General features: G+C 31.7%; 22 protein-coding genes. 7 read left to right on the forward strand and 15 right to left on the reverse strand.

All coding sequences use genetic code 11. The features are described 5' to 3' along the window. Window positions 1-25: 25 nt before the first annotated feature. The 10 genes from AB2B44_RS10085 to AB2B44_RS10130 all read right to left on the reverse strand — a co-directional run bounded on the left by AB2B44_RS10085 (window position 26) and on the right by AB2B44_RS10130 (window position 9906). Window positions 26-1072, reverse strand: coding sequence for an o-succinylbenzoate synthase (locus AB2B44_RS10085; RefSeq protein ID WP_369049461.1), 1047 nt, complete (start codon window positions 1070-1072; stop codon window positions 26-28). A 72-nt stretch (window positions 1073-1144) separates the two neighbouring features. Then, window positions 1145-1663 (reverse strand): SRPBCC family protein, encoded by a 519-nt coding sequence (locus AB2B44_RS10090; protein ID WP_369049462.1) that lies wholly within the window; start codon window positions 1661-1663, stop codon window positions 1145-1147. Window positions 1664-1674: 11 nt separating this feature from the next. Then, window positions 1675-2352, reverse strand: a complete 678-nt coding sequence (locus AB2B44_RS10095) for a metal-dependent hydrolase (RefSeq protein WP_369049463.1) — start codon at window positions 2350-2352, stop codon at window positions 1675-1677. Window positions 2353-2376: 24 nt separating this feature from the next. Then, on the reverse strand, window positions 2377-3303 hold the full coding sequence (menA, locus tag AB2B44_RS10100) for a 1,4-dihydroxy-2-naphthoate octaprenyltransferase (RefSeq protein WP_369049464.1): 927 nt from the start codon (window positions 3301-3303) through the stop codon (window positions 2377-2379). Between the two features lie 152 nt (window positions 3304-3455). Next, on the reverse strand, window positions 3456-5018 hold the full coding sequence (locus tag AB2B44_RS10105) for a sulfatase (protein WP_369049465.1): 1563 nt from the start codon (window positions 5016-5018) through the stop codon (window positions 3456-3458). A 99-nt stretch (window positions 5019-5117) separates the two neighbouring features. Further along, a complete protein-coding gene (locus AB2B44_RS10110; RefSeq protein ID WP_369049466.1) occupies window positions 5118-5528 on the reverse strand; it encodes an SPOR domain-containing protein in 411 nt (136 codons plus the stop codon). Window positions 5529-5539: 11 nt separating this feature from the next. Next, entirely contained in the window at window positions 5540-6319 is a 780-nt protein-coding gene (locus AB2B44_RS10115; RefSeq protein WP_369049467.1) for a (Fe-S)-binding protein, read from the reverse strand. 118 nt (window positions 6320-6437) lie between these two features. Further along, window positions 6438-7754, reverse strand: coding sequence for a 4Fe-4S dicluster domain-containing protein (locus tag AB2B44_RS10120; protein WP_369049468.1), 1317 nt, complete (start codon window positions 7752-7754; stop codon window positions 6438-6440). 22 nt (window positions 7755-7776) lie between these two features. Beyond that, window positions 7777-8742 carry an MlaD family protein gene (locus tag AB2B44_RS10125; RefSeq protein WP_369049469.1) on the reverse strand — a complete coding sequence of 322 codons (966 nt, stop codon included), beginning with the start codon at window positions 8740-8742 and terminating at the stop codon, window positions 7777-7779. A 72-nt stretch (window positions 8743-8814) separates the two neighbouring features. Beyond that, the gene (locus tag AB2B44_RS10130) at window positions 8815-9906 is read right to left on the reverse strand and encodes an N-acetylmuramoyl-L-alanine amidase (RefSeq protein WP_369049470.1); all 1092 of its coding nucleotides are present in this window, start codon (window positions 9904-9906) and stop codon (window positions 8815-8817) included. Window positions 9907-9997: 91 nt separating this feature from the next. On the opposite strand from AB2B44_RS10130, the gene AB2B44_RS10135 reads away from it, so the two are divergent. Further along, window positions 9998-12676 (forward strand): putative LPS assembly protein LptD, encoded by a 2679-nt coding sequence (locus AB2B44_RS10135; protein WP_369049471.1) that lies wholly within the window; start codon window positions 9998-10000, stop codon window positions 12674-12676. Between the two features lie 37 nt (window positions 12677-12713). Beyond that, on the forward strand, window positions 12714-13097 hold the full coding sequence (locus AB2B44_RS10140) for a Rid family detoxifying hydrolase (protein ID WP_369049472.1): 384 nt from the start codon (window positions 12714-12716) through the stop codon (window positions 13095-13097). Window positions 13098-13234: 137 nt separating this feature from the next. Here the strand turns inward: AB2B44_RS10140 and AB2B44_RS10145 are convergent, their stop codons facing one another. The 5 genes from AB2B44_RS10145 to AB2B44_RS10165 all read right to left on the reverse strand — a co-directional run bounded on the left by AB2B44_RS10145 (window position 13235) and on the right by AB2B44_RS10165 (window position 18380). Beyond that, complete coding sequence (locus tag AB2B44_RS10145; protein WP_369049473.1) at window positions 13235-15469, reverse strand: TonB-dependent receptor; 2235 nt, start codon at window positions 15467-15469, stop codon at window positions 13235-13237. A gap of 103 nt (window positions 15470-15572) precedes the next feature. After that, a complete protein-coding gene (locus AB2B44_RS10150) occupies window positions 15573-15854 on the reverse strand; it encodes a hypothetical protein (RefSeq protein WP_369049474.1) in 282 nt (93 codons plus the stop codon). 28 nt (window positions 15855-15882) lie between these two features. Beyond that, window positions 15883-16332 carry a hypothetical protein gene (locus AB2B44_RS10155; RefSeq protein WP_369049475.1) on the reverse strand — a complete coding sequence of 150 codons (450 nt, stop codon included), beginning with the start codon at window positions 16330-16332 and terminating at the stop codon, window positions 15883-15885. 54 nt (window positions 16333-16386) lie between these two features. Next, window positions 16387-17730 carry an adenylosuccinate lyase gene (purB, locus tag AB2B44_RS10160; protein ID WP_369049476.1) on the reverse strand — a complete coding sequence of 448 codons (1344 nt, stop codon included), beginning with the start codon at window positions 17728-17730 and terminating at the stop codon, window positions 16387-16389. A gap of 62 nt (window positions 17731-17792) precedes the next feature. Further along, window positions 17793-18380 (reverse strand): adenylosuccinate lyase, encoded by a 588-nt coding sequence (locus tag AB2B44_RS10165; RefSeq protein ID WP_369049477.1) that lies wholly within the window; start codon window positions 18378-18380, stop codon window positions 17793-17795. Window positions 18381-18406: 26 nt separating this feature from the next. Between AB2B44_RS10165 and AB2B44_RS10170 the strand changes: the two genes are divergently transcribed. The 5 genes from AB2B44_RS10170 (at window position 18407) to uvrA (ending at window position 25951) form a co-directional block, all read left to right on the forward strand. After that, the gene (locus AB2B44_RS10170; RefSeq protein WP_369049478.1) at window positions 18407-19120 is read left to right on the forward strand and encodes a toxin-antitoxin system YwqK family antitoxin; all 714 of its coding nucleotides are present in this window, start codon (window positions 18407-18409) and stop codon (window positions 19118-19120) included. A gap of 80 nt (window positions 19121-19200) precedes the next feature. Further along, window positions 19201-20388: a tRNA 2-thiouridine(34) synthase MnmA gene (gene mnmA, locus AB2B44_RS10175; RefSeq protein WP_369049479.1), complete on the forward strand. Its 1188-nt coding sequence runs from the start codon at window positions 19201-19203 to the stop codon at window positions 20386-20388. Window positions 20389-20479: 91 nt separating this feature from the next. After that, window positions 20480-22093 (forward strand): S8 family serine peptidase, encoded by a 1614-nt coding sequence (locus AB2B44_RS10180; RefSeq protein WP_369049480.1) that lies wholly within the window; start codon window positions 20480-20482, stop codon window positions 22091-22093. After that, on the forward strand, window positions 22094-23026 hold the full coding sequence (locus AB2B44_RS10185) for an NAD(P)H-dependent flavin oxidoreductase (protein WP_369049481.1): 933 nt from the start codon (window positions 22094-22096) through the stop codon (window positions 23024-23026). Window positions 23027-23119: 93 nt separating this feature from the next. After that, window positions 23120-25951 carry an excinuclease ABC subunit UvrA gene (gene uvrA / locus AB2B44_RS10190; RefSeq protein WP_369049482.1) on the forward strand — a complete coding sequence of 944 codons (2832 nt, stop codon included), beginning with the start codon at window positions 23120-23122 and terminating at the stop codon, window positions 25949-25951. Window positions 25952-26022 lie beyond the last annotated feature (71 nt).

Consider the following 26022-nt stretch of genomic DNA (forward strand, 5'->3'; position numbering starts at 1 on the left):
TCTTTATTATTTATAATTTTACAGGTTACAAACCTATAAAATCTAGTTTCCATTTTTTAGTACTATCGTAACATAAAAATCCGTTTTTTACAGTTAACGGACTTTCAAAATTATTGGTAAACAAACTACCTGTACCCAAGCCCTGTGGCATTGTGTTTTGTAATGTATACGTAAATTGTGCAATTGCATTTAATCCAATATTACTTTCTAATGCCGATGTTATCCACCAATCACAATTATTTTGATGAGCTAAGGTAATCCATTGTTTACTATTAGCAAAACCGCCAACTAAACTGGGTTTTAAAATAATATACTTTGGTTTAATTGTGCTAATACACTTTTGTTTTTCTTGAAATGAGGTTATGCCTATTAATTCTTCGTCAAGAGCAATAGGCAATGATGATTTTTCGCATAAACTTGCCATTTCTTGCCATTGTCCTTGCTTAATAGGCTGCTCTATAGAGTGTATCGATAGGGTAGCCAATTTATTTAATTTTTCTAAAGCTTCAGCGGTATGAAAAGCACCATTAGCATCAACTCTTAATTCAACTTCTTGAGCAGAAAATTCTTTTCTAATTGCCTGTAACAATGCAAATTCTTGGTCAAAATCTATAGCTCCAATTTTCATTTTAATACAAGTAAAGTCTGTGGTTAGCTTTTCTTTTATTTGAGCTTTCATAAATTCTTTGCTTCCCATCCAAATTAAACCGTTTATAGGAATTGTAGCTTTTGCTAAAGTAAATTTCGACGGAAATAACTCAAAAGGAGTAACACTATTGAGTGATAAAAATGCTTGCTCTAACCCAAATTGAATAGAAGGAAAATCGACAAGTTGAAGCACTAATTTTTCTAATCCTAGATTAATATTAGCACAAACCCAATCAAGCCTTTCTTGATAATTGGCTACATCATCAAAACTCAGCCCTCTAAAAAGTCCTGTTTCTCCAACACCTATTTTATTATTACTTTTTAGAATGATAAACCACGTTTCTTTCGTTTTTAAAACCCCTCTTGAAGTACCACTTGGTTTTTTAAAATTGAGTATATATTTTTTATAAGTTGCCGTAATCATTTTACAAAACACACCATTTTTTGATGGGTAGTATTAGAAAATAAAATTAATTTTATTAAACAGTAATAAATGTTATTGGTGCTTTTCTACAACTTCTTTAAGCTGCTTCAGATAACCATAACTTACTTTTTTTAGCTTTGATTTAAAATATGGAAATATACACGACATTATATAATTTTTAGGTCTTATAATACTGTGTTGAGTTATTTTAGTGGTGTTTCCAACAGCAACAAAATTATAGTCATCTATTTTAATCATTTGATTTGAATCAAACTGAAAAGTAATTTTTTTATTTGGTATATACGCCATTATTTTTTTTATCATTTCTATTTTTTGCTCTTTATTTTCTACTACTATTTTGTATGTGCTACCTACTTTTTCTGTGTTTTCTTGAATGGGTTCTATCAATTTTATTTCAGGCTGCCATTGACCTGTTTTATTGGTATCTTCAAAAGTATCAAACACTTTATTTATAGAACTGTTAATTGTTATCTCGGTAGTATATTGAGTTTCTTTAACCACTAAACCCGTAGCAAAAAATATTAGCGATAATATAACGATAACAACTAAAATGTTTTTTATAATTTTCATAAAAAGTAATATTAAATAGTTAATGATTCTCCTATTTTTAATAAAACGAGATCTTTATTGGCTTTTGAAAATTTATTTTTTGCCTCTTCAGTATCAATAACTATAAACGGAAAAGTATTATAATGACAACCTATTATTTTATTACACTTTATAAAATCACTAGCAAGTATAGCATCATCTACCCCCATTGTAAAATTGTCGCCTATTGGTAAAATAGCCGCTGTTAATTTAGTGGTTAATGGTATTAATTGCATATCAAAAGTAAGTGCCGTATCGCCCGAAATATAAAGTGATTTTTTTTCACTAGTTAGTACAAACCCACCAGGCGCACCACCATTAGTTCCGTCGGCAAATGAAGAAGTATGTACCGCGTTTACAAATTTTACAGAAAAATCATCTGTTTTAAAAGTTCCTCCATGGTTTAACGGATGTCCTTTTAATTTTTTTGTAGCATAATGCATTACAATTTCGTAATTAGAAATTATAGTAGCCCCTGTTTTTTTAGCTAGCACTTCTACATCTAAAACATGGTCTTGGTGAGCATGGGTTAACAATATATAATCCGATTTTAATTCGTCAATATTAATATGCGATGCCAATGGGTTACCTGTAATAAATGGATCTATAATAATATGCGTTTCATTTATTTTAATATAAAAGCTTGAATGCCCTAAGAAAGTGATATTCATAATTTTTGATTATTAATGGTAAAATTACAAAACATTACCTATGCCAAAAAGTACCGCAAATAAAAAAGTACTCAATGCTACTTTTTTAAGCTCTCCGTCTAATAAAGATGGTTCTTTATTTACACATACAACATGTAAATGTTTTATTAGAGGAATATAAGCTATTAAAAATATAAATTGAAAAGTGGTTTTATATGTTATACAAACATATAGTAATGCTGAAATTAAACTACCTATAATTAATATATATTGATATTTTTTTGCTTTTTCGCTACCTATTTTTACTACGAGTGTATTTTTACCTGATTGGGCATCATTTTCCCTATCGCGCATATTATTTAAGTTTAACACTGCTGTACTTAACAACCCTATTGAAATAGCAGGTAAAAAAATGGCACCCTGAATCTGTTTTGTATACAAAAAATAGGTGCCTACAACACTTAACAAACCAAAAAACACAAATACAAATACATCTCCAAAACCACTATAACCGTAAGCCGATTTTCCTACAGTATATTTTATCGCCGCTATAATAGAGGCAATACCTAAGCCAAAGAAAATTACAGAGTACAGAAAATTGTCTTTTGAAAAAGATACATAAATTAAAAACAAAGCAAGTATTAAGGTAACAAGTGTTGTAATTAACATTGCTTTTTTCATTTGCTTAGGAGTAATCGCTCCAGAAGAAACCATACGTTTCTCTCCTTTTCGATTATTATCTACCCCTTTTATACCATCTCCATAATCGTTTGCAAAATTAGATAGCACTTGAAAGCCAATAGTTGTTAAAATTGCTAACCAAAAAATAGGGGTATCTATAATTGAAATATAGTGATTAGATTTTGAAATAGAGTTTGAATATTCATTCCCTAAAAATGCTCCTACAATAATTCCAGAAACCGATAAAGGTAACGTTCTTAAACGGGCTGCTTTTATATAATTTTTTATCATAAATAAAGGTTACACAAAAGGTATTGTTCTAAACAAAGTTAAAAACAAACTAAACCTTAGGTGTTTTTAAAACAGTACTCTTATTTTTCGCATATTTATTTCGATTTAAAACCTATTAAAAACACAAATACAGAATTATTTTCTTATACGCGTTAGTTAGGCATAATAAGCCTTAATTCTTGCCCGTTTTTCACTGGATATTGAGCCCCCTCAATAGTTAATTGCTTTTCTAAAAGCTTCATGTTTTCTAAAAGTTTTTTTGGCTTCTCTGCTGCTAAATTTGTTGTTTCAAATGGGTCTGTTGACAAATCAAACAATTCATATTGAGGCTGGTTCGTTTTTATAGGATAATGATAAACAACTTTCCAATGGCCATTAACCATACTAGTAAAATAATTACTGCGGTGTTCGTGTGGAAAATGATTAATAAAAATGTTTTGACGCGTGTCGTTATACAAACCTCTAAACTGTGTAAGTAATGATGCACCATCATAGGTATAGTTACTAGGAATAGGTGCTCCCGCTACTTTACATAGGGTTGGAAATATATCCGTAATATCACCTAATTCTGTCTGAATTGCTCCAACAGCTATAGGATACATTTTTTGGTTAGGGGATTCACTATCAGGGGTAACCCACGCTGCCATAAAGGGCACTCTAATACCTCCTTCCCAATGGTTACCTTTTTTACCTTTAAGAGGAGCAGAACTACTGTAATTATTTTTAATTGGTAAAGGAGCATCAGAGCCATTATCGCCTAAAAATAAAATAAGAGTATTATTACCTACCCCCATTTCTTTTACGTGAGCTATAATATCGCCCAATGATTTATCCATACCTTCAACAAGTGTAGCATAGGCTATGGCTTTTTTTGATTTTCCACTATTTTTATAATGATTGGCAAAACGAGGGTCAGACTGAAAAGGAGCATGAACAGCATAGTGAGACATGTATAAATAAAAAGGCTTACCTTGTTGGTGAGCTTCGGTAATAGCCTTGTTGGCTTCTAAGGTTAAAGCTTCGGTTAAAAATACATCTTTATCATAATATTTTTCTAATCCAGGAACAGCTCGTCCTTTATCGCCTTTTATATTACCATATCCATCTTTACCATAATAACTACCTGGTCGCCCCATATAACCCCCTCCTATATTTACATCAAATCCTAAATTTAAAGGATTAGCACCTTCACTACCTTTAGGCCCAAAGTGTCCTTTACCTATATGTATCGTTTGATAACCTACGGTATGTAATAAACGAGGTATCGTAATTGATTTTGAGGTTAACCCTTTCCAGTTCCAATCTGGTGGACCATATTTGCCTTTATTGTTATTGAAAGGGTCAATCCAAGTGGTTACATGATGTCGGGCTGAATTTTGACCTGTCATAATGGTTGTACGAGACGGAGAGCATACCGAATGTGCATAAAAATTAGTAAATCGAACACCTTGTTTAGCCAATTCATCCATATGCGGTGTACGATAAAAATTGTTTAGGGGGTATTTCTTAGTATTGTTAAGCGTGTCAGATATAAAGGGTACAGAGGTATCCATTGGCCCCATATCATCAACTAAAAACACAATGATATTTGGCGGAGCATCACTTTGTTTAGCTGAGTTTTCATAAACTTTTTTTGACTTACACGACACCTCTAACAACGACACTATACTAAGTAACAGTATGAGATAAAAACTAGAAAATGTTTTTTTATTCATGGTATTAATTTAAATTTTATGCTTATTTATCAAGCATAAACGTGAGTATTTATATAAAATAATTTTATTGTATTGCTTTAATTCTAGTATTTAAGCATATTATTTTAGCGCTTCTTTTATAGAAATAGCATTTCCATCTTTAACAGCTTGAACAAATGCATCTGAATAGGTTTTTAATAGGGTTTTTCTATACGTTTTTGCTTCTTTATAGGTCGCAAATTTACCCAATCTGTATTTTGTTAAACCTCCTTCATTATAGAGTTGAATATCAGAAATTTCAGCTAGTTTTTTATTTGCGTTTTTCAATGCTGCTATTTGTACTGTAAAAATAAGTTCTGGCATGTTTTTAGCCTTGTCATTATTTATTGAATTGTTTACAACAGTAGTATCTTTTGTTAACGGACTTGTAAGCTCTTCAAGTGTTTTTTTACCTTCTTTTTTTCCACAAGAAACTAAAAAAGCAACAATAAAAAACAGATAATATCTTTTTATAATATATCGTTTATGCATAATAATATGTGTTATAAGTTATTCGATTCTGCAATTAACTCGGCAATGTCTTTTACTAAAATTTGATCTTCCTTTTCTTTAAATTTCACACCATCTGTCATCATTGTATTACAATACGGACAAGCTGTTGCAATAATTTTTGCATGTGTTTCTAAGGCATCTTCTGTACGCAAAACATTAATATCTTTATCTCCTTTTTCTGGTTCTTTAAACATTTGCGCACCTCCTGCGCCACAACATAATGCTGTTGATTTATGGCGTTTCATTTCAGTTAGTTGTACCCCTAACTTCCGAATTAAATCACGTGGCGATTCATACACCTCATTGGCTCTACCTAAATAACAAGGGTCGTGATAGGTTAACTGTTTTCCTTTTAATTTTTTATCATCAATTTGTAGTCTGTTTTCATCAAGTAATTTTTTAATAAACTGGGTATGGTGATATACTTGATATTTTCCTCCTAGCTCTGGATATTCGTTTTTTAAAGTATTAAATGAGTGAGGATCGCAAGTAACAATGGTTTTTATTTCGTAAGCATTTAACACTTCAATGTTAGCTATAGCTTGCATTTGAAATAAAAATTCGTTTCCTGCTCGTTTAGCAGCATCGCCTGTAGAGCTTTCTTCTGTACCTAATACTGCAAAATCTACTTTTGCTTGCTGTAAAATTTTTACAAATGCTCTAGTTATTTTTTTGGCTCTATCATCATAGCTCCCTGCAGAACCTACCCAAAACAATACTTCGGGCTGTTTACCTTGCGCCATCATTTCTGCCATTGTTGGTACTATCATATAAATCGTGAATTATGAATTATGAATTAATACAATTCGCAACTCGAATTAAAATTTACTTTTATTACGTTTTTTTCGTTAAACTGAATAAGCATTAATTCAGCTAATTATTGCTGAGCTACTCGTTTTTCCAGTTTAGTCTATCCATTTGACTATATTGCCAAGGAGCTCCATTATTTTCGATATTGGTCATCATCATATTTAACTCTTGAGGAGCTGCCGATTTTTCCATTACCAAATAACGACGCATTTCTATAATAATAGATAATGGGTCTATATTTACAGGGCATTCTTGCACACATGCATTACAGGTTGTACATGCCCATAATTCTTCGGGTGTGATATAATTGTTTAATAATTGTTTCCCGTCTTCTTTAAATATTCCTCCATTAGCATCAATATTTTTACCCACTTCTTCTATTCTATCACGAGTGTCCATCATTATTTTACGGGGCGATAATTTTTTACCTGTTAAATTTGCAGGGCATGAAGAAGTACAACGACCACATTCGGTACATGTATATGCATTCATTAACTGAACCCAATTTAAATCGGTAACATCAGAAGCACCAAACTTTTCAGGAGTTTCATCTGTTTCGCCTTCTTCTGGGGTAGCATACGGGTCGATGTTAGGATCTAACATCATTTTAACTTCTTTTGTAACAGCTTCTAGATTATTTAATTCTCCTTTTGGTGTTAATTTTGCGTAAAAAGTATTTGGAAATGCTAATAATATATGTAAGTGTTTAGAATAATATAGGTAGTTTAAAAAGATTAAAATTCCTACAATATGAAACCACCATGCAGCTTGTTCAATAGTATGTAATGCTTCTGGTGAGTAATTACTAAACCAAGGCGCAACAAACTGACTAATCGGGTTACCAACCCCCGCTTGTTGAAACGGAACATCAGTTGCATTCATTATCAAAAACAATGTCATTAAAATCATTTCGAAATACAGAATTAAATTGGCATCTTTTTTAGGCCAACCCTTCATTTCTTTACTCCAAAACCTAGGTATTCGAACAATATTTCTACGCAACCAAAAAATAATTACAGCTAGGTAAACTAAAGCAGCTAATATTTCAAAAGTACCTATTAAAAACCCATAAAAAGTAGTGCCCAATAACGGCTGAAAAACACGATGCGTGCCTAGCAAACCATCAATTATAATTTCTAAAACCTCAATATTTATAATAATAAAACCAAGATATACTATTATGTGTAAAATACCTGATATGGGGCGCCGTACCATTTTGTATTGCCCTAAAGCAATTTTTGCCATATTTTTCCACCGTGCTGGTTTATGATCTGTTCGGTCAATCGGTTTTCCTAACTTAATATTTCTAATTAACTTACGAATGTTTCTAGTAAAAAAACCTATAGCTAAAATTAAAATAAGAGCAAAAAAGATATTTGACAGGTAGTTTTCCATTGATTTTTAAAATTAACAGCTTTTATTGATTACTGATGTCTTGCGCATTATTTTCTTTATTGTATGGTTTGGATTTTTTGCCGAAAAGAGAAAAATGTACAAATCGTTTAGGGTTTAACTTCATTTCTCGTAACAATTCTTCCATTTCTTTAGATGCATTGGTAAGGTTGGTATACATTGCATCATCGTTCATCAATTTACCTAAAGTACCTTTTCCGCTTTCTATATTAGCTAACACGTGGTTTACATTTTGTAATGTATTCTCTAATTTTAAGGTCATTTCATTAAAATCTGTCTTAGCTAAATTAGCTGAAACTTTAGAAAAATCGTCAGTGATTTTTTTGGTATTTGCTATCGTTGTTTCTAGATTTTCTTTATTAGAATCTAAAAGAGTATTCGCATTTGCTATCGTTTTTCGAACGTCAGAAACTACACCTTCTAAACCAATAATGCTTCTATTTAAACTTTTACGCGCATCGGCATTTACAACAGAATTAAGCCCCGACAATAAAGAGTCGGCGCTTACAATTACATTTTCTAACTTCGCTTGAATAGGGTTTAGTTTTTCACTAACTGATGAAAATATATCTGACTCTACTTCGCCTTTTAAATAATCACCAGAAACAGCAGTTTCACCTTCGTAAGACGGAATTATAGCCAAATTTTGCCCCCCCATTAAACTTGCTGAGTAAATTTTAGCAACACTTTTCTTAGAAAATTTGAAATTGTTGTCTAGGGAAATTTTAACGATTAACTTACCTCTCTTTTTTATATCTGGATTAAATTGTATATCAACAACACGCCCTACTTGAAGCCCATTTATAGTTACCAGACTTGCTTTGTTTAACCCTTGAATACTGTTGTATTCAATAAAAAAATTTCGTTGAGTAGCAGAAAATAAATCTTGTCTTTTTAAAAAATTATAGCCCCAAACAAACAAGCCTATAATAATTACCGAGATAATTCCTGTTTTTAATTCTTTAGACATAATAGCTTTTTATTCAAAAGCAATATTACTAATAATTTTTCTTAGAAAATAGTAGAATCGTTTAAAAAATGGTTATTTAGATGCTTCTAAAACTGATATTTTTTTGCCGTTTTTATATGCCACTATAAATGCAGAAGTATATCCTTTTTCTTTTGCTTTTTTTAAAAATGCTTTTATTTCTTTGTAATTTGATGTATTACCGTAATAATATTTATAGTATTTACCCACTTGTTCTCTTTCTACAGGTTTTAAGCCTTTAAAATTGTATGATTTTGTAGCCAATTTGTTTTTTGACGATGCAATTTGAATTTTATACTCAACAGCATCAGAGCGAGTTGCATTACCAATAGCGGTATTGGCTACTGTATTTATTTGCAAATGATGTATATATTCTTTTATAGAATTGGCAATAGAATTAGCAAAAGCTTTTTGACCTTTGGCTGAATGCAAATAGCTTCCCTCACTTTTATTGGTAATAAAACCTGTTTCAATAAGCACACTAGGCATTGTTGTTTGAAATAAAACTACAAACCCTGCTTGTTTTACCCCTCGATTGGTTCGTTTTAATTTTGTTGTTAAATTCTGCTGAATAATACTTGCTAACGATAAACTTTTATCTAAGTTTTCTTCTTGCATTAGAGTTAACCCGATTACAGATTCTGGAGAGTGTGGGTCAAACCCCTCATACTTTTCTTTATAATTATCTTCGAGTAATATTACCGAGTTTTCTCGTTTGGCTACTTCAAAATTTTTCTTATTTGCATTTAAGCCTAACACCCAGGTTTCAACACCATGTGCTTGTGAATAATGTGCATTACAGTGAATTGAAACAAATAAATCTGCTTTAGCGTTATTGGCTATATCGCCTCTTTTCCATAAATCAACAAACACATCTTTTTTTCGGGTATATACAACCTTTACGTTTTCATTAGCTGTTAATAATTTACCAACTAACAGTGTAATTTTAAGAGCCACATCTTTTTCTTTATAACCCTTATACCCTACTTTACCTGGATCGTGACCACCATGGCCTGCATCTAAAACAACCACATATTGCTTTTGAGCTTCTACAGTAAAAGAATGAAGAAAAAGACTAAAAAAAACTAGTAAAAAAGAAAAATATTTTGTTAACAAATTAAATTTATAAGTTTCTAAAAATTGCATCAGTAAAATTATTTAATTTTGACCTTTCAAATTTGGTGTTTCAACAATTGAGCCATATTTTTACCTACTTACAAAAATAGTATTTATAGCATTGCAAACAAATGTATCTTACATTCTTTTATTTCTAGGCATTTTTTGTGTACAATCTGTATATTCACAAGAAATTGGTCGTAGTAAAATACCTACACAAAATATCAAAAAAGATACATTACCATCTATCAAAAAAGACAGTATTCTAACCAAAAATCGCGATAGTTTATTACTAAAAAATAAAGACACCCTTATTAACGATTCTATAAAACCAAAAGAAATTATAGAGGGTTTAATAACACATGATGCTGAAGGATATAGTATTCAAAATGCTAAAGATGAAACCGTAACGCTTTACGATAAAGCACACGTAACATACACCAATATCGATCTTAAGGCGGGTATTATTATTGTAGATTACAAAAACAATACGGTGTACGCTAAAGGAATAAAAGATAGTTTAGGATACCACCAAAAACCTATTTTTAAGCAAGATGACCAAGAGTCTGAACAAGATTCAATCATATATAATTTTAAAACAAATAAAGCTTTAATTTACGGAGTTAAAACTGTGCAAAGTGGTATTATTACGTATGGTGAAAAAACCAAACGGGTAAACGACTCTACTATTTATATGCGTAAACTTCGATTTACCACCTCTGAAAAAGACAAGCCCGATTTTTATATTGCAACAAACAAAGCCAAACTAATACCTGGTAAAAAAATTATTGTAGGAGGTAGCGATTTAGTAATTGCCGATGTTCCTACCCCTATTTATTTGCCTTTCGCTTATTTTCCTTTAACCGCTAAACGCTCTTCTGGTTTTATTATTCCTTCTTGGGGTGAAAGCAATTCGCAAGGATATTTTTTACAAAATGGCGGATATTATTTTCCGATAAGCGACTACGTAGACCTAACCGTTTTAGGAGATTTATATACCAACGGAAGTTGGGGGGTTAGAACGCAATCAACCTACAAAGTACGATACAAATTTAGTGGTAATTTTAGTTTTCGATTTGAAAATATTAAAAGAAGTATTAAGGGCTTAAGTGATTACAGTAAATCGTCTAATTTCAATATTCAATGGAGCCATAGCCAAGATAGTAAATCGAGTCCAAATTCTCGTTTTTCAGCTTCGGTTAATTTAGGTAGCAGCAAATATTATAGGCAATCAATAAATGAGTTTAATAATTCTCAATACTTAAACAACACCTTAAGTTCATCTATTTCATATTATAAAAAATTTGTAGGCACTCCTTTCAACATGAGTCTTACAGCAACACATTCGCAAAACACCAATACCGAAGATATTTCTATGACCTTTCCGTCGCTACAAGTTAATATGGAACGTATTAACCCATTTCAAGGCAAGGGAGGCACACAAAAAAAACCCATTCAAAAAATTGGTATAAACTATAGCATGCAAGGTGAATATAGAATAAACACAAAAGATAGTTTATTTTTCAAACCCGAAATGTTTAAAAGTGCCAAAACGGGTCTAAAACACAATTTAAGTGCTAGCACCAATATTAAAGCATTTAAATACTTTACCTTATCACCAAGCATATCATATAAAGATGTATGGTATTTCGACAAAATAAACAAACACTTCGATGCAACCATAGTTAATAGCGATGGTTCACTAGGAGCTGCAGTAAACGACACCATTAATGGTTTTACTAGATTTAATGAGTATGGTGGCGGTATATCATTAGGCACACAAATTTACGGTACTTTTAACTTGAAAAAAGGAAGATTAAAAGCAATTAGACATACCATAAGACCTTCTATTTCTTGGAATTATCGACCCGATTTGGGCTCAAAATACAATTTACAAGTACAACAAAGTATTGACCCTACCGATATACAAACTTATTCTCCGTTTGAAAATGGTATATATGGACAGCCTGGAAGAGGTGTCTCTAATTCGATTGGAATTTCTCTAGATAATGTTTTAGAAGCTAAAGTTGCTCCAAAAGATACTGATAGTGAAAAAGAAGATGAAAAAATAACCCTATTAAACAATTTAAATTTTAGCACAAGCTATAACATTGCTGCTGATAGTTTACGGTGGAGCACCGTAAATGCAAGCGCTGGAACACGTCTTTTTAAAGATAAACTGGCATTAAATTTACATGCAATATTAGACCCCTATCAAGTAAATAGCCAAGGGCAAAGAATTAATAAATTTAACACCAATATTCTTAGACTTAACAATATTGGCGCAACCATGAACTATTCTATTTCAAGTAAAGATTTTGAAAAAAAAGAAGACAAAACTAAAAAAAGTGGAAACGGCGCACAAAACACACCTGATGTATTTGGCGAAAAAATGCCTACTACTAATAATATTAGTAACCATAATTTAAATAATAAAACCGAAACAACTGAACTTTATAAAGCAAAAATACCTTGGTCTATCGGTTTAGCCTACTCTATGAACTATAGTAATAACGGAATTACTAGTGGTATTAGTCAAAATTCATTAATGTTTAGTGGTAATATAGAACTAACTCCTAAATGGAAAGTTGGATTTTCTTCTGGTTACGATATTAAAAATAATGGTTTTACCTATACACGACTCAATTTTTCTAGAGATTTAGACAGTTGGCAGTTTAATTTTAATTGGACTCCTTTTGGATTAAATTCATCATATTATTTTTATATCGGTGTAAAATCTAGTATTTTAAATGATCTTAAATGGGATAAAACAAAACCTCCTGACAGGGTGTTATATTAATAAATAAAAACAAATAATCGCAATTTAATTTATTCGAATGAAAAAAATAATCACAACCCAAAATGCACCTGCACCAATTGGTCCATATAACCAAGCTGTTTTGAGCGGAAATACCTTATATGCTTCTGGTCAAATAGCTTTAAACCCAAAAACTGGTGAACTAGTTTTAGATTCAATAGAGGCTGAAACAAAGCAAGTAATGGAAAACATAAAAGCAGTATTAACAGCTGCTGATATGACTTTTGAAAATATAGTAAAAACGTCTATTTTTATTTCAGACATGCACAATTTTACTAAAATAAATGCTGTTTATGGCACATATTTTAATGAAAAAACAGCTCCTGCGCGTGAAACAGTAGAGGTAGCTAATTTGCCAAAATTTGTAAACGTAGAAATAAGTATAATTGCAATTAAAGAGTAATTTTACTTATAAAAATGCTGAAATTCTAAATAACGCATACATAAAACAGGTATGTATTTAGAGTCTAAATATTTAAAAAAGCAACTAAGTTTTTAAAAACATTAGTTGCTTTTTTATTTTTTTACATGTGTCAGTCGTTACAACAAAAATCGAACCCCAACGACTAAATTTCTTCCTGCATTTAATATTCCGTCTTGCTTTAAACGCGACAAATGGTTAATGTATTTTTTATCAAACAAATTATCGACTGATATTGTTGTATTTAATTTTATTTTCCCTAAAATTAAATCACCCCCAACACCAACATTTACAAGATTATAGCCTGCAGTTTTGGTTTCAAATTCACTAATTTTATTTTGTGCAAAAGTACTATGTAAACTTATAGAGGCATATCCTTGTTGTAGCCAATGGTTAAAATCAAATTCAGTTCTTAATGTATTTTTCCATGTATTGGCAGGTATTAAAGGTAAATAATTACCATTATCTTGCTTGCCTACTACCATTTCAAAAGTGCTTTCTAAATGCAACCAATCTAATGGGTGTGGATGCAAGTGAAAGCCAAACTCTCCGCCGTATAATTTTGCATCGTTTTGTTGATATTGATAGGCAGGTTTTCCCTCTATATAGGTTTGAGTTGGAGAAATATAGATATAATCGTTTAATCGATTGTAAAAACCATTAGCAAACACTTCAAAATGCTCTACTTCATATTCAAAAGAAACATCTGCTTGTGTACTTTTTTCTGTTTTTAAATTTGCATTTCCTATTTCAAAACGATTAGTCCCTTCATGTATACCATTAGAGGTTAATTCAGCTAAATTGGGGGCTCTAAAACCACTAGCTAAATTTAATCGAGTTTGTATTTTTTTAAATAATGTAGCTTTTAATCCTACCGAAGCGGTAATACTTTTAAACGATTTATCAATTTTATTAAAAATACGTTTATCATTATTATCTGATATTACTTCGTGGTATTCGGTGTTAATAGAGCGATTATCAAATCGCACACCTGCTTGTATTGTTTTGTTTTGCCAGTTATAATCGGCAGTCGTAAATAACCCAAAATCGTTAATTTTAGCATTCGGAATCAAAATTTCTTCTCCAAAATTAGTATTGGTTTGGTGCATACCTTGTACCCCTAAAATAGTTTCTATTTTATTAAATTTCGGAAAATGATATTTTGCATCATAACTAAATGTTGCCAATTTCATGCTAAGCGAAGCAGTATTTACTTCATTATTTTCTTGCTGAATATTATCAGGCTCTTCAAATTCTTTTCTGTTATTAAGGGTATACCCAAAATCAAAATCTAATTTCGAATTTTCAAAAAACAAATGATTGTGTAAACTAAAAATTTGATTGTCAATATCTTGATACGGAAGCTCTATGTTTGTAGTAATGGTTTGCTCCCCTATTCCGTCGGTTAAACCTATTTTAGAATTATTAAAATTATACCGAAACTCTGAAGCAAAATTGGTTTTATTAAACCCTACTCCAAATTTTATGTCTTTTTCTTTAAATCGTGTATTAGTAACCCGTTGCTGAGTAGGAATTTTATAATCAGAATGAAAAGCATATGTTGCACGAGCTAAAAATTTCCAAACATCTCCAGAGGCTTTTATTCCTACTGAAGAATTACTGCCTATAGTATTACTAAAAAAACGCTGGTTTACTAAAATTTTCTGTTCATTTTCTGAAGCAAATTTTTCAGGATTAATATACAAAACACCTCCTAAGGCATCTGAACCGTACAATAACGAAGCGGGACCTTTTATTACCTCAACACTTTCTATCCCTGTATCACTAACCCCTAAACCATGCTCACTACCAAACTGCTGATTTTCTAATCGCACGCCTTGAGCATACACTACCACTCGGTTACCACTTAACCCCCTAATTACAGGTTTTCCAATACCTTGCCCTGTTGTAACTTGTGATACTCCAGGAATATTGGTAAGCCCTTCTGCTAATGTAGGCACTCCCATTTTTTGAAGCGATCTTGCCGATAATCGTATTACTTTTACAACATTTTGCGATTGTAATTTATTAAATGGCGTAGATACAATTACCTCATCCATTGTAAAAACAGATTCTTCTAATTTAAAATCTAAAACGATATCTTTATTGTTAAAATTTAATTTTTTTGTAATGGTTTTAAAACCTAAATAGGTAACATTAATGGTTACTTGACCATTAGGTATATTTTTCAACTCATACCCTCCTTTTTCATCAGTAGTGCCTCCTTTATGTATGTACGGAGCATAAATTTCTACTCCTAACAACGGATTATTATCGGTATCAGTTATTTTTCCTTTTAAAGTATTTTGCGAATATATAGCTGAATACCCTATGCAACATAGGATATACATCATTTTTTTTATCATGATTTTTTATGATTGATTTTACTTTATTTTTCTATAACACGGTAATTATATAAAAAAACAAAGCTATTTTACATTGAACTATTAACCTGAATTAAACGGTAAAATAAGGAGGTGCTCTAGAAGATTTATAGAGTAAACAAACATCTTCAACTATACCTGAAGTTTTATTAAAAACCTTAGTATAAAAGTTTGGTAAAAAGGCTAATTCGGCTGTTGGAATTTTTACTACATATGGCTGAAAATGCCATTGTAGGGTAATACAATGCTTACCCTTTTTATGTATATGATGATCGGTAACTGATTTACAAACAAGCTCTTTTTCATGTTTTTCAAAAGCATGAAACACCTGTGTTATTAGTGGAATAAATAACACTAAGGCGCATAGTAGGGCTATATGTTTATTAGTTTTTCTTATCTTTTTTAGCTATAAAAATAGTTCCGTTTTGTTTATAATTTGAATAACCTATTTTAGCCGTAAAATTATATGAAGTATCGGTAACCTTTGTAATTTGAACAAAAATAGGGTCTTTATCTAATTCTTTTTTTGGGTTTTTCATTTGTAAAGTGTACGAAAAATTATTTTTCCACTTTATAAATAAGGTATCAATATGCTTTTCTTTTTTTACACTAACCGAGCTATCGCTAGAAATGTTAATATACTTGGTATATTCTTCAATTTGTAAACTATCAATTCTTGTTATTGCTGTTTTACTGTAGCCTTTACCCGCTGGTATTTCAAACTTTCCTATTTTAAACCGTTCAGGATTACCTTTTTTTGAAAAATTACAAGAGTAAATACTCAAAAAAACAAGTATCAAACTAAATACTTTTACAGCTGTAATCAAAGCCATAAAGCTACGGTTATGTATTATTGATTTATGGGATGTTTTTAGCAACTTCATAAATTATATACCTGTATAATTAGACGGCGTTATTTGTTTTAACTCGTTTTTAATAGATGCTGAAACCTCTAAAGTATCTATAAAATTAGCAATAGATTGCTTATTTATTTTTTCATTAGTACGGGTTAATCCTTTTAAAACTTCATAGGCATTTGGATAAGCTTCGCGACGTAAAATGGTTTGGATTGCTTCGGCAACAACTGCCCAGTTATTTTCTAAATCTTCTTCTAACTTTTCTTTGTTTAACACCAATTTATTCAGCCCTTTTAAGGTTGATGCCAAGGCAATTAAAGTATGCCCAAACGGAACACCTATATTACGCAATACAGTGCTATCTGTTAAATCGCGCTGCAATCTAGAAACAGGTAATTTCGCTGCTAAATGTTCAAAAAGTGCATTAGCTATACCTAGGTTACCTTCAGAATTTTCAAAATCAATAGGGTTTACTTTGTGCGGCATCGCAGACGAACCTACTTCTCCTTTTTTAATTTTTTGTTTAAAATAATCAATCGAAACATAAGTCCAAACGTCTCGATCTAAATCAATCAAAATAGTATTAATACGCTTTAAGCCATCATACAATGCAGCCATATAATCATAATGCTCTATTTGAGTTGTTGGAAACGAATGATGTAATTTTAAAACATTCTCAACAAATTGAGTTCCAAATTTTTTCCAATCTATTGCTGAATAAGCAACTTTATGTGCATTAAAATTACCTGTAGCTCCACCAAATTTTGCAGCATGAGGTATGTTTTTAAGTAATGCTAACTGTTCTTTTAAACGTACGATAAAAACTTCTATTTCTTTACCTAATCGAGTTGGTGAGGCAGGTTGCCCATGTGTTCTCGCTAGCATGGGTACATTCTTCCATTCTTCAGCTAAACTAGCTAATTTATTAATTAACTCATCTAAAGCTGGATAATATACTTCTTCTACAGCATCTTTTACCGATAACGGAATCGCTGTATTATTTATATCTTGAGAGGTTAATCCAAAATGAATAAACTCTTTATACGGCTGTAGATTTAATAAATCAAATCGTTTTTTTATAAAATACTCAACCGCCTTAACATCATGATTCGTAACCTTTTCTATTTCTTTTATATCTTGCGCATCTTTAGTAGAAAAATTTTGATAAATTTCACGTAAATCTTTATACAAGCTTTTATCGAAATTAGTTAATTGAGGTAACGGAATTTCACACAAAGCAATAAAATATTCAATTTCTACTTTTACTCGATATTGTATTAATGCCTTTTCTGAAAAATAGGTTGCTAAATCAGCTACCTTATTACGGTATCTACCATCAATAGGTGAAATAGCATTTAATTCTGTTAAATTCATCTTTTAAGATTAGGTTGAAAAATGCAAAAGTAAAAATAACTATACGCTTAATAAAGCTTTATCTAAAAACTTTTCTTCTGTTGCTTGGTTATTAGGTGTAAAATTTTTTTTCCACGAGCTGTACAGCCTTTACTTTGGTGAATAACCTGAGTACTTATTAAATATTCAAGTTCTGGATGAATCCAACTTTTTTGCAATCCAAACAAGTATAAAGTTTGCATCGTATAAGCTTTTACAGCGGTTTTTTGTGGTGTTATCAACCAATCAAAACCAGTTTCTACAATTGTTTCGATATGCGTTTGTTTCAATTTATTTTTTACCTCGTTTGTTTGTTCAGAGGTATAGGCTATGGCCATTTGCTCACAAATTTTAGCACAAGATCTAACCGCTGAATCAAAATGCAATTCAGCAATATGTTGGGTAAAAAAATCAATATAAGGCAATAAAATTGTTAAGCCTTTATCAATGCAAATTCGTTCTAAAACCCAAGCTGCTTTTACAGATTGTTTATTATCAACTTCAAAAACCATATTAATTAAATCGTTAAATAAAATAGGGTTATCCCACACAATATTTGCAGCCTTATTACGATTTATACGTGAGGGGGTATTTATATCAAAAAGTAGCTCTTTGAGCTGTTGATTTACCATTTACTGTATATCTTTACAACCATTTTATGATGATAAATATAAAGAGAGTATTACTTTTTGTAGTCGTTATTGTTTGTTTTTTTACAAACCAAAATATTTTTGCTCAAAAAACAAATGCATTTGATGCCAACGGAAATCGAGATGGCCTTTGGGAAAAATACTATGAAAACGGACAACCTCGCTATATCGGAAATTTTAAACACGGTAAAGAAATCGGTGTTTTTAAATTTTTTTCTATAACAAATGAAAACCACCCCACTAGTATTAAAATATTTTCTGAAACATCAAATATTGCCAAGGTACAATACTTTACTTCAGATGGAAAATTACAAAGTAAGGGGCAAATGATTGGCAAAAAAAGAATAGGTTGTTGGGAATATTACTTTAGCAATGGCAAATTACTCTCTGAAGAAAATTATGTTGACGGAAAACTAAATGGAAAATTAATAAACTACTATCAAAACGGTAAAAAAACAGAAGAAATACCTTACAAAAATGGATTAAAAAATGGGGTTTCAAAAAAATATAGCGACCAAGGCGTTTTAATTGAACTAATTACCTACAAAAAAAACAAAGCAAACGGATTAGCTAAGTTTTTTGATTTAAAAGGAAACTTAAAAGAAACTGGAAATTACAAAAATGGCAAAAGAGTAGGTAAATGGAAATATTATATTGAGGGTAAAGTAGTTTCTAAGAAAAAAAAAGAAATCTTTTCTATTCCTAAACACAAGTATAACTAAACTACCAGAAATAGTAAAATCTATTGTTTCTATAAAATACCATAGTTATTTGTAAATTTGCTCCGCATAATTTAAAAAAAATGAAACGAGTTATTGTAGGACTTTCTGGTGGTGTAGATAGTAGTGTAACCGCCTACTTATTAAAAGAGCAAGGCTATGAAGTAATAGGGCTATTTATGAAAAACTGGCACGATGATAGCGTTACTATTTCTAATGAATGTCCGTGGTTAGAAGATAGTAACGACGCTATGATTGTTGCCGAGAAATTAAATATTCCGTTTCAAGTTATCGATTTAAGCGAACAATATAAAAAGCGCATTGTTGACTACATGTTTAATGAGTACGAAAAAGGACGTACACCCAACCCCGACGTGTTATGCAATAGAGAAATTAAATTCGATGTTTTTATGAACATTGCCTTAAATTTAGGTGCCGATTATGTAGCAACTGGGCATTACTGTAGAAAAGAAGAAGAAACAAGTAACGGAAAAACAATTTACAAATTATTAGCAGGTAAAGACTCTAATAAAGATCAATCATACTTTCTATGTCAATTATCGCAAAAGCAACTAGCTAAAGCCCTTTTTCCTATAGGTGAATTAACAAAACCTGAAGTTAGAGAAATTGCTAAAAAAGCCGATTTAATTACCGCTAACAAAAAAGACAGCCAAGGTTTATGCTTTATAGGTAAAGTTCGGTTACCTGAATTTTTACAACAAAAACTAGAACCCAAAAACGGAAATATCGTTCAAATTCCTAACAACTTTAATCAATATACCAAAGTCGTTCCTAATTTTTCAAATAAATTAGAAGAATTAAAATACAAGTCAGCAAAATATTCATACAAAGCAACCGACGGAAAAATGGTAGGCACACATCAAGGGGCTCATTATTTTACAAAGGGGCAACGAAAAGGTCTTGCTGTTGGCGGTACCAAAGAACCTCTTTTTGTAATTGAAACTGATGTAGAAACAAATATTATTTATGCTGGTGAAGGAAAAAATCATCCTGGTTTATATCGAAATGTACTATTTGTTTTTAATAATGAATTACATTGGATACGTGAAGATTTAACCCTGCAAAATGGCGAATCTATGGAAGTAAAAGCTAGAATTCGCTATCGACAGCCTTTAGAAAAAGCTACTTTATATAAAGTTGAAAACGGACTATTTGTAGCATTCGAAAACCCACAATCTGCTATACAAGAAGGGCAATTTGTAGCTTGGTACAATGGTGAAGAATTATTAGGTTCTGGCGTAATTTCATAACGGCAGTAAAAGCTAAATAAAATTTTGTATTTTAGACCAACCTATCTCTTTAGGGTTTAAGTAGGTTATTTTATTATTTTAAAAAACTAAAATGAATAAAAACACACTTCTTTTTATTGGTCTTTTAGTTTCTATTTGTTCTTTTTCTCAAGAAGATGCTTGGGTGTTTTTTAACAATAAACCAAATGCAGCTAGCTATATAGCAAACCCATTAACTATGTTGTCGCAACGCGCTTTAGACCGAAGAGAAAAACAAAATATAGCCTTAGATGATAAAGATGTACCCGTAGACATTAATTATTACAATCAAATAAAAAATGCAACAGGAATTACAGTTTTAGCAAAATCTAAATGGTTAAACGCATTACATATTCAAGGCACAGAAAGTGCTATAACTAATTTAAAATCAAATTATTCTTTTATAAAAAATATAGAATTTGCCAATAAATCGATAGCTGTAAGTGCTAAAACAACAACGGTTGCAAAGCAACAACAAAAGTTTACAGAAACCATAACCGAATTTAACTATGGTAATGCCGCTAACCAAATAAAAATGTTACATGGTGATTTTTTACATCAACAAGGTTTTACGGGGAGTGGAATGCAAATAGCTATTATCGACGCGGGTTTTACCAATGCAAACACATTAGCCGCATTTCAGCGTTTACGCGACAATAATCAAATTTTAGGTGGTTATAATTTTGTAAATAGAAGTACTAATTTTTATACGGGAAGCTCGCACGGAACACATGTGTTATCAGATATTGGCGGGTATATTGACGGGCAGTTTGTAGGCACAGCTCCTGATGCTTCGTTTTACTTGTTTGTTTCTGAAGATACTTCACGAGAAGTTCCTTTAGAAGAAAGTTTATGGGTTGAAGCGGCTGAAAAAGCCGATAGTTTAGGGGTTGATGTAATTAATACCTCGTTAGGATACACCACTTTTGACAACGCTAATTACAATTATACGTATAGCGACATGGATGGTAAAACAACTTTTATCAGTAGAGGAGCTGAAATTGGTGCTTCAAGAGGTATGGTTTTAGTAAACTCTGTCGGAAATTCTGGAAATAGTAGCTGGAAATATGTTGGTGCCCCAGCAGATGCTGAAAATGTATTGGCTGTTGGTGCTGTAGACGCATCAAAAACAATAGCTAATTTTAGTTCATACGGCCCTACAGTTGACGGAAGGGTAAAACCCGATGTTTTAGCACAAGGGCAAGCTGCTTATGTTATTCATTACCAATACGGAACACCTGCTACGGCAAACGGAACCTCTTTTTCTTCGCCTATTTTAGCTGGCGTAGTTGCCTGTTTTTGGCAAGCCTTTCCTAATAAAACACATACCGAAATAGTTGAAGCAATAAAACAATCTTCCGATAAATACAACACCCCAGATGCTCATTATGGTTATGGTATTCCTAATTTTGAATTAGCAAAACAAACACTAACTATTTCAAATTCTAATAACGATTTTACGAATGTTGTTGTTTATCCAAATCCTGCTACAGATACTATTCATTTTAAAATAAATGAAGATCAATCTAATTATCAATTAAAAATATTTTCACTTTTAGGCGAACAACTACTTAGCACCACAAACCTATCAAAAAATATAGCGATTTCTCATTTATCAAGTGGTATATATTTAGTCCAAATTCAACATAAAAATCAACACAAAAATATTTTATTAGTAAAAAAATAAATGACACAAACCATTTCAAAACTTTTTAATATCACCTACCCTATTGTTCAAGGAGGAATGGTTTGGGTTTCTGGTTACAAATTAGCTTCGGCAGTTTCTAATGCTGGCGGATTAGGATTAATTGGTGCAGGTTCTATGTACCCTGATGTATTGCAAGAACATATTAAAAAATGTAAAAAAGCAACCGATAAACCTTTTGGGGTAAATGTGCCGATGTTGTATCCAGATATTGAAAAAATTATAGATATCATTATAAGCGAAAAAGTTAAAATTGTATTTACCTCTGCTGGAAATCCTAAAACATGGACTCCTTTTTTAAAAGAAAAAGGTATTACCGTAGTGCATGTGGTTAGTTCGGTAAAGTTTGCTTTAAAAGCAGAAGCGGCAGGTGTAGATGCTATAGTATGTGAAGGTTTTGAAGCTGGTGGACACAATGGGCGTGAAGAAACCACTACCTTTACGTTAATTCCAATGGTAAAACAACAGGTAAAAATTCCTATAATAGCTGCAGGCGGAATTGCTTCGGGCAGAGGTATGTTAGCCGCAATGGCTCTAGGTGCCGATGGCGTACAAATTGGCAGTCGATTTGCTGCAACCAAAGAATCTTCTGCACATCAAAATTTTAAACAAACAATTATTGATGTAAAAGACGGCGACACCCTATTAACCTTAAAAGAGTTAACCCCTGTACGGTTGGTGAAAAATAAATTTTATACTGAGGTACAAGAATTGTATAAACAAAACCCAACAACAGAAGATTTAAAAGAATTATTAGGCAGAGCGAGAGCAAAAAAAGGAATTTTTGAAGGCGACGTAGAAAATGGAGAGCTAGAAATTGGTCAAATTGCTGGATTAATTAACGAAATAAAATCAGCAAAAGAAGTTATAACCGATATTATAACCGAATACAATACAGTAAAAAAAACGCTTTAAAAACATTATTTTTTTACCATGTCTCAATTTTTACAATACATTAATTAAAACCACTGTTAATTTGGTAACTTTGCTTTTTTCGATAAAATAGGTATGCCAAAAGAACAAGACTTTATAGAAGTTTACGGAGCCCGAGCGCACAATTTAAAAAATATTGATGTAAAAATTCCTCGCGAAAAACTAGTGGTAATCACAGGTTTAAGTGGTAGTGGAAAATCTTCATTAGCATTTGATACAATTTATGCTGAAGGGCAACGCAGGTATATAGAAACTTTTTCTGCCTATGCACGTCAGTTTTTAGGTGATTTAGAACGACCTGATGTCGATAAAATCGATGGATTATCGCCCGTAATTTCTATCGAACAAAAAACCACCAATAAAAGTCCCCGTTCTACAGTGGGTACCATTACCGAGATATACGATTTTCTTCGTTTGTTGTTTTCTCGCGCTGCCGATGCCTATTCGTATAATACAGGAGAAAAAATGGTTAGCTACTCTGATGAGCAAATTAAAAATTTAATTTTAAAAGATTTTGCTGATAAACGCATAGCTATACTAGCACCTGTAATTAAATCTAGAAAAGGGCATTACCGAGAGCTATTTGAACAAATTTCTAAACAAGGCTTTGTTAAAGTACGAGTTGACGGAGAAATTGTTGAAATTACAAAAGGAATGCGTTTAGATCGATACAAAATACACGATATAGAAATTGTTATCGATCGTTTATTAATAAACAAATCATCACAAGAGCGGCTAGAGCAAACCATAAAAACAGCGTTATATGCAGGTAATGATATTTTAATGGTAATTGATGTCGATAATCAAAACCTACGATATTTTAGTCGTAAATTAATGTGTCCTAGTACTGGTATAGCTTACCCTGACCCTGAACCCAATACTTTTTCGTTTAACTCACCCAAAGGTGCTTGCGAAAATTGTAATGGTTTAGGCATTACTAACGAAATTAATTTAGAAAAAGTAATTCCAGATAATACTATTTCTATTAAAAATGGAGGAATTATACCTCTTGGAGAGCAAAAAAATAGTTGGATTTTTAAACAGTTAGAATATATTGCCGAACGGTATAAATTTAAATTAAATACCCCTATTAATAAAATTCCGAAAGAAGCAATAGAAATTATTTTACACGGCGGAAAAGAAAAATTTAAAATTGAATCAAAAACAGCAGGAGTAACTCGAAATTATGAAATTGATTTTGAAGGTATCGTTTCATTTATAAAAAACCAATACAATCTAGCCCAAAGTAGTAGTATTAAGCGTTGGGCAAAAGGATTTATGAATGAAGTTACCTGCCCTGTTTGCAACGGAAACCGACTAAAAAAAGAAGCACTTTATTTTAAAATCGACGATAAAAACATAAGTGATTTAGCCCAAATGGATGTGCTAGATTTAGCCAATTGGTTTGAAAAAATAACTAGCAAATTATCAGACAAGCAACAATTAATTGCTGCCGAAATAATAAAAGAAATCCGTACCCGAATTCAATTTTTATTAGATGTCGGTTTAGATTATTTAACCATCAACCGAACCTCTAAATCGCTTTCAGGAGGCGAAGCACAGCGTATACGATTAGCCACACAAATAGGCTCTCAACTTGTAGGGGTACTTTATATATTAGATGAACCTAGCATTGGTTTACATCAGCGTGATAACGAAAAGCTCATTAATTCGTTACTTAAATTACGCGATTTAGGCAATTCTATATTAGTAGTAGAGCATGACAAAGACATGATTAAACATGCCGATTTTGTGTTAGATATTGGCCCAGGCGCAGGTATTCATGGAGGTGAAATTGTAAGCCAAGGAACATTTAAAGATTTAACCCAACATACCACCTTAACTGCAGATTATTTAACCGATAGAAAAACAATTGTTGTACCTGAAAAGCGAAGAAAAGGTAACGGAAAAACAATTAAACTTTTTGGAGCTAGTGGAAATAATTTAAAAAATGTTTCAGTTGAATTTCCTTTAGGACAAATGATTTGTGTTACTGGGGTTTCAGGAAGCGGAAAATCAACTTTAATTAACGAAACACTATACCCTATTTTAAATGCACATATTTACCGAGGGGTAAAAGTAGCTATGCCCTACAAAAAAATAGAAGGCATTGAAAATATTGATAAAGTAATTGATATCGACCAATCTCCCATAGGGCGTACACCTCGCTCAAACCCAGCAACATATACAGGAACGTTTGGTGAAATTAGAAATTTATTTGCTAAAACCACCGAATCAGCCATTCGTGGATATAAAGCAGGTCGATTTAGTTTTAATGTTAAAGGTGGTCGGTGCGAAACATGTCAAGGAGGTGGTGTTCGTGTTATTGAAATGAGTTTTTTACCCGATGTAGAGGTTGAATGTGAAACGTGCCAAGGAAAACGTTTTAATCGAGAAACCTTAGAAATTCGTTATAAAGGCAAATCAATTGCTGATGTGTTAGATATGACCATTAACGAAGCAACACAATTTTTTGAACATATTCCTAAAATATATCGTAAATTAAAAACGATACAAGATGTTGGCTTAGGTTATATTACACTTGGGCAACAATCTACCACACTTTCAGGCGGTGAAGCACAACGAATAAAACTAGCAACTGAGCTTTCAAAAAAAGACACAGGAAATACTTTTTATATTTTAGACGAACCTACTACTGGGTTACATTTTGAAGATATTAGAGTATTAATGGAGGTTTTAAATAAATTAGCCAATAAAGGGAATACTGTTTTAATTATTGAACACAACTTAGATGTTATAAAATTAGCCGATTATATTATTGATATGGGGCTAGAAGGAGGTAAAAACGGTGGCGAAGTATTAGCTACAGGAACCCCAGAAAAAATGGCTACCCATAAAACAAGCTATACTGCAAAATTTTTAAAAAAAGAGCTTGAAACTAACTAAAGGCGCTAAAGTTAAAAACACATATTTTTTCAGTTTTTTACACCAAAAAAATATGTGTTTTTACAAAAAAT

Source organism: Tenacibaculum sp. UWU-22 (assembly GCF_041021355.1).
In the GTDB taxonomy this organism is placed as follows: Bacteria; Bacteroidota; Bacteroidia; order Flavobacteriales; family Flavobacteriaceae; genus Polaribacter.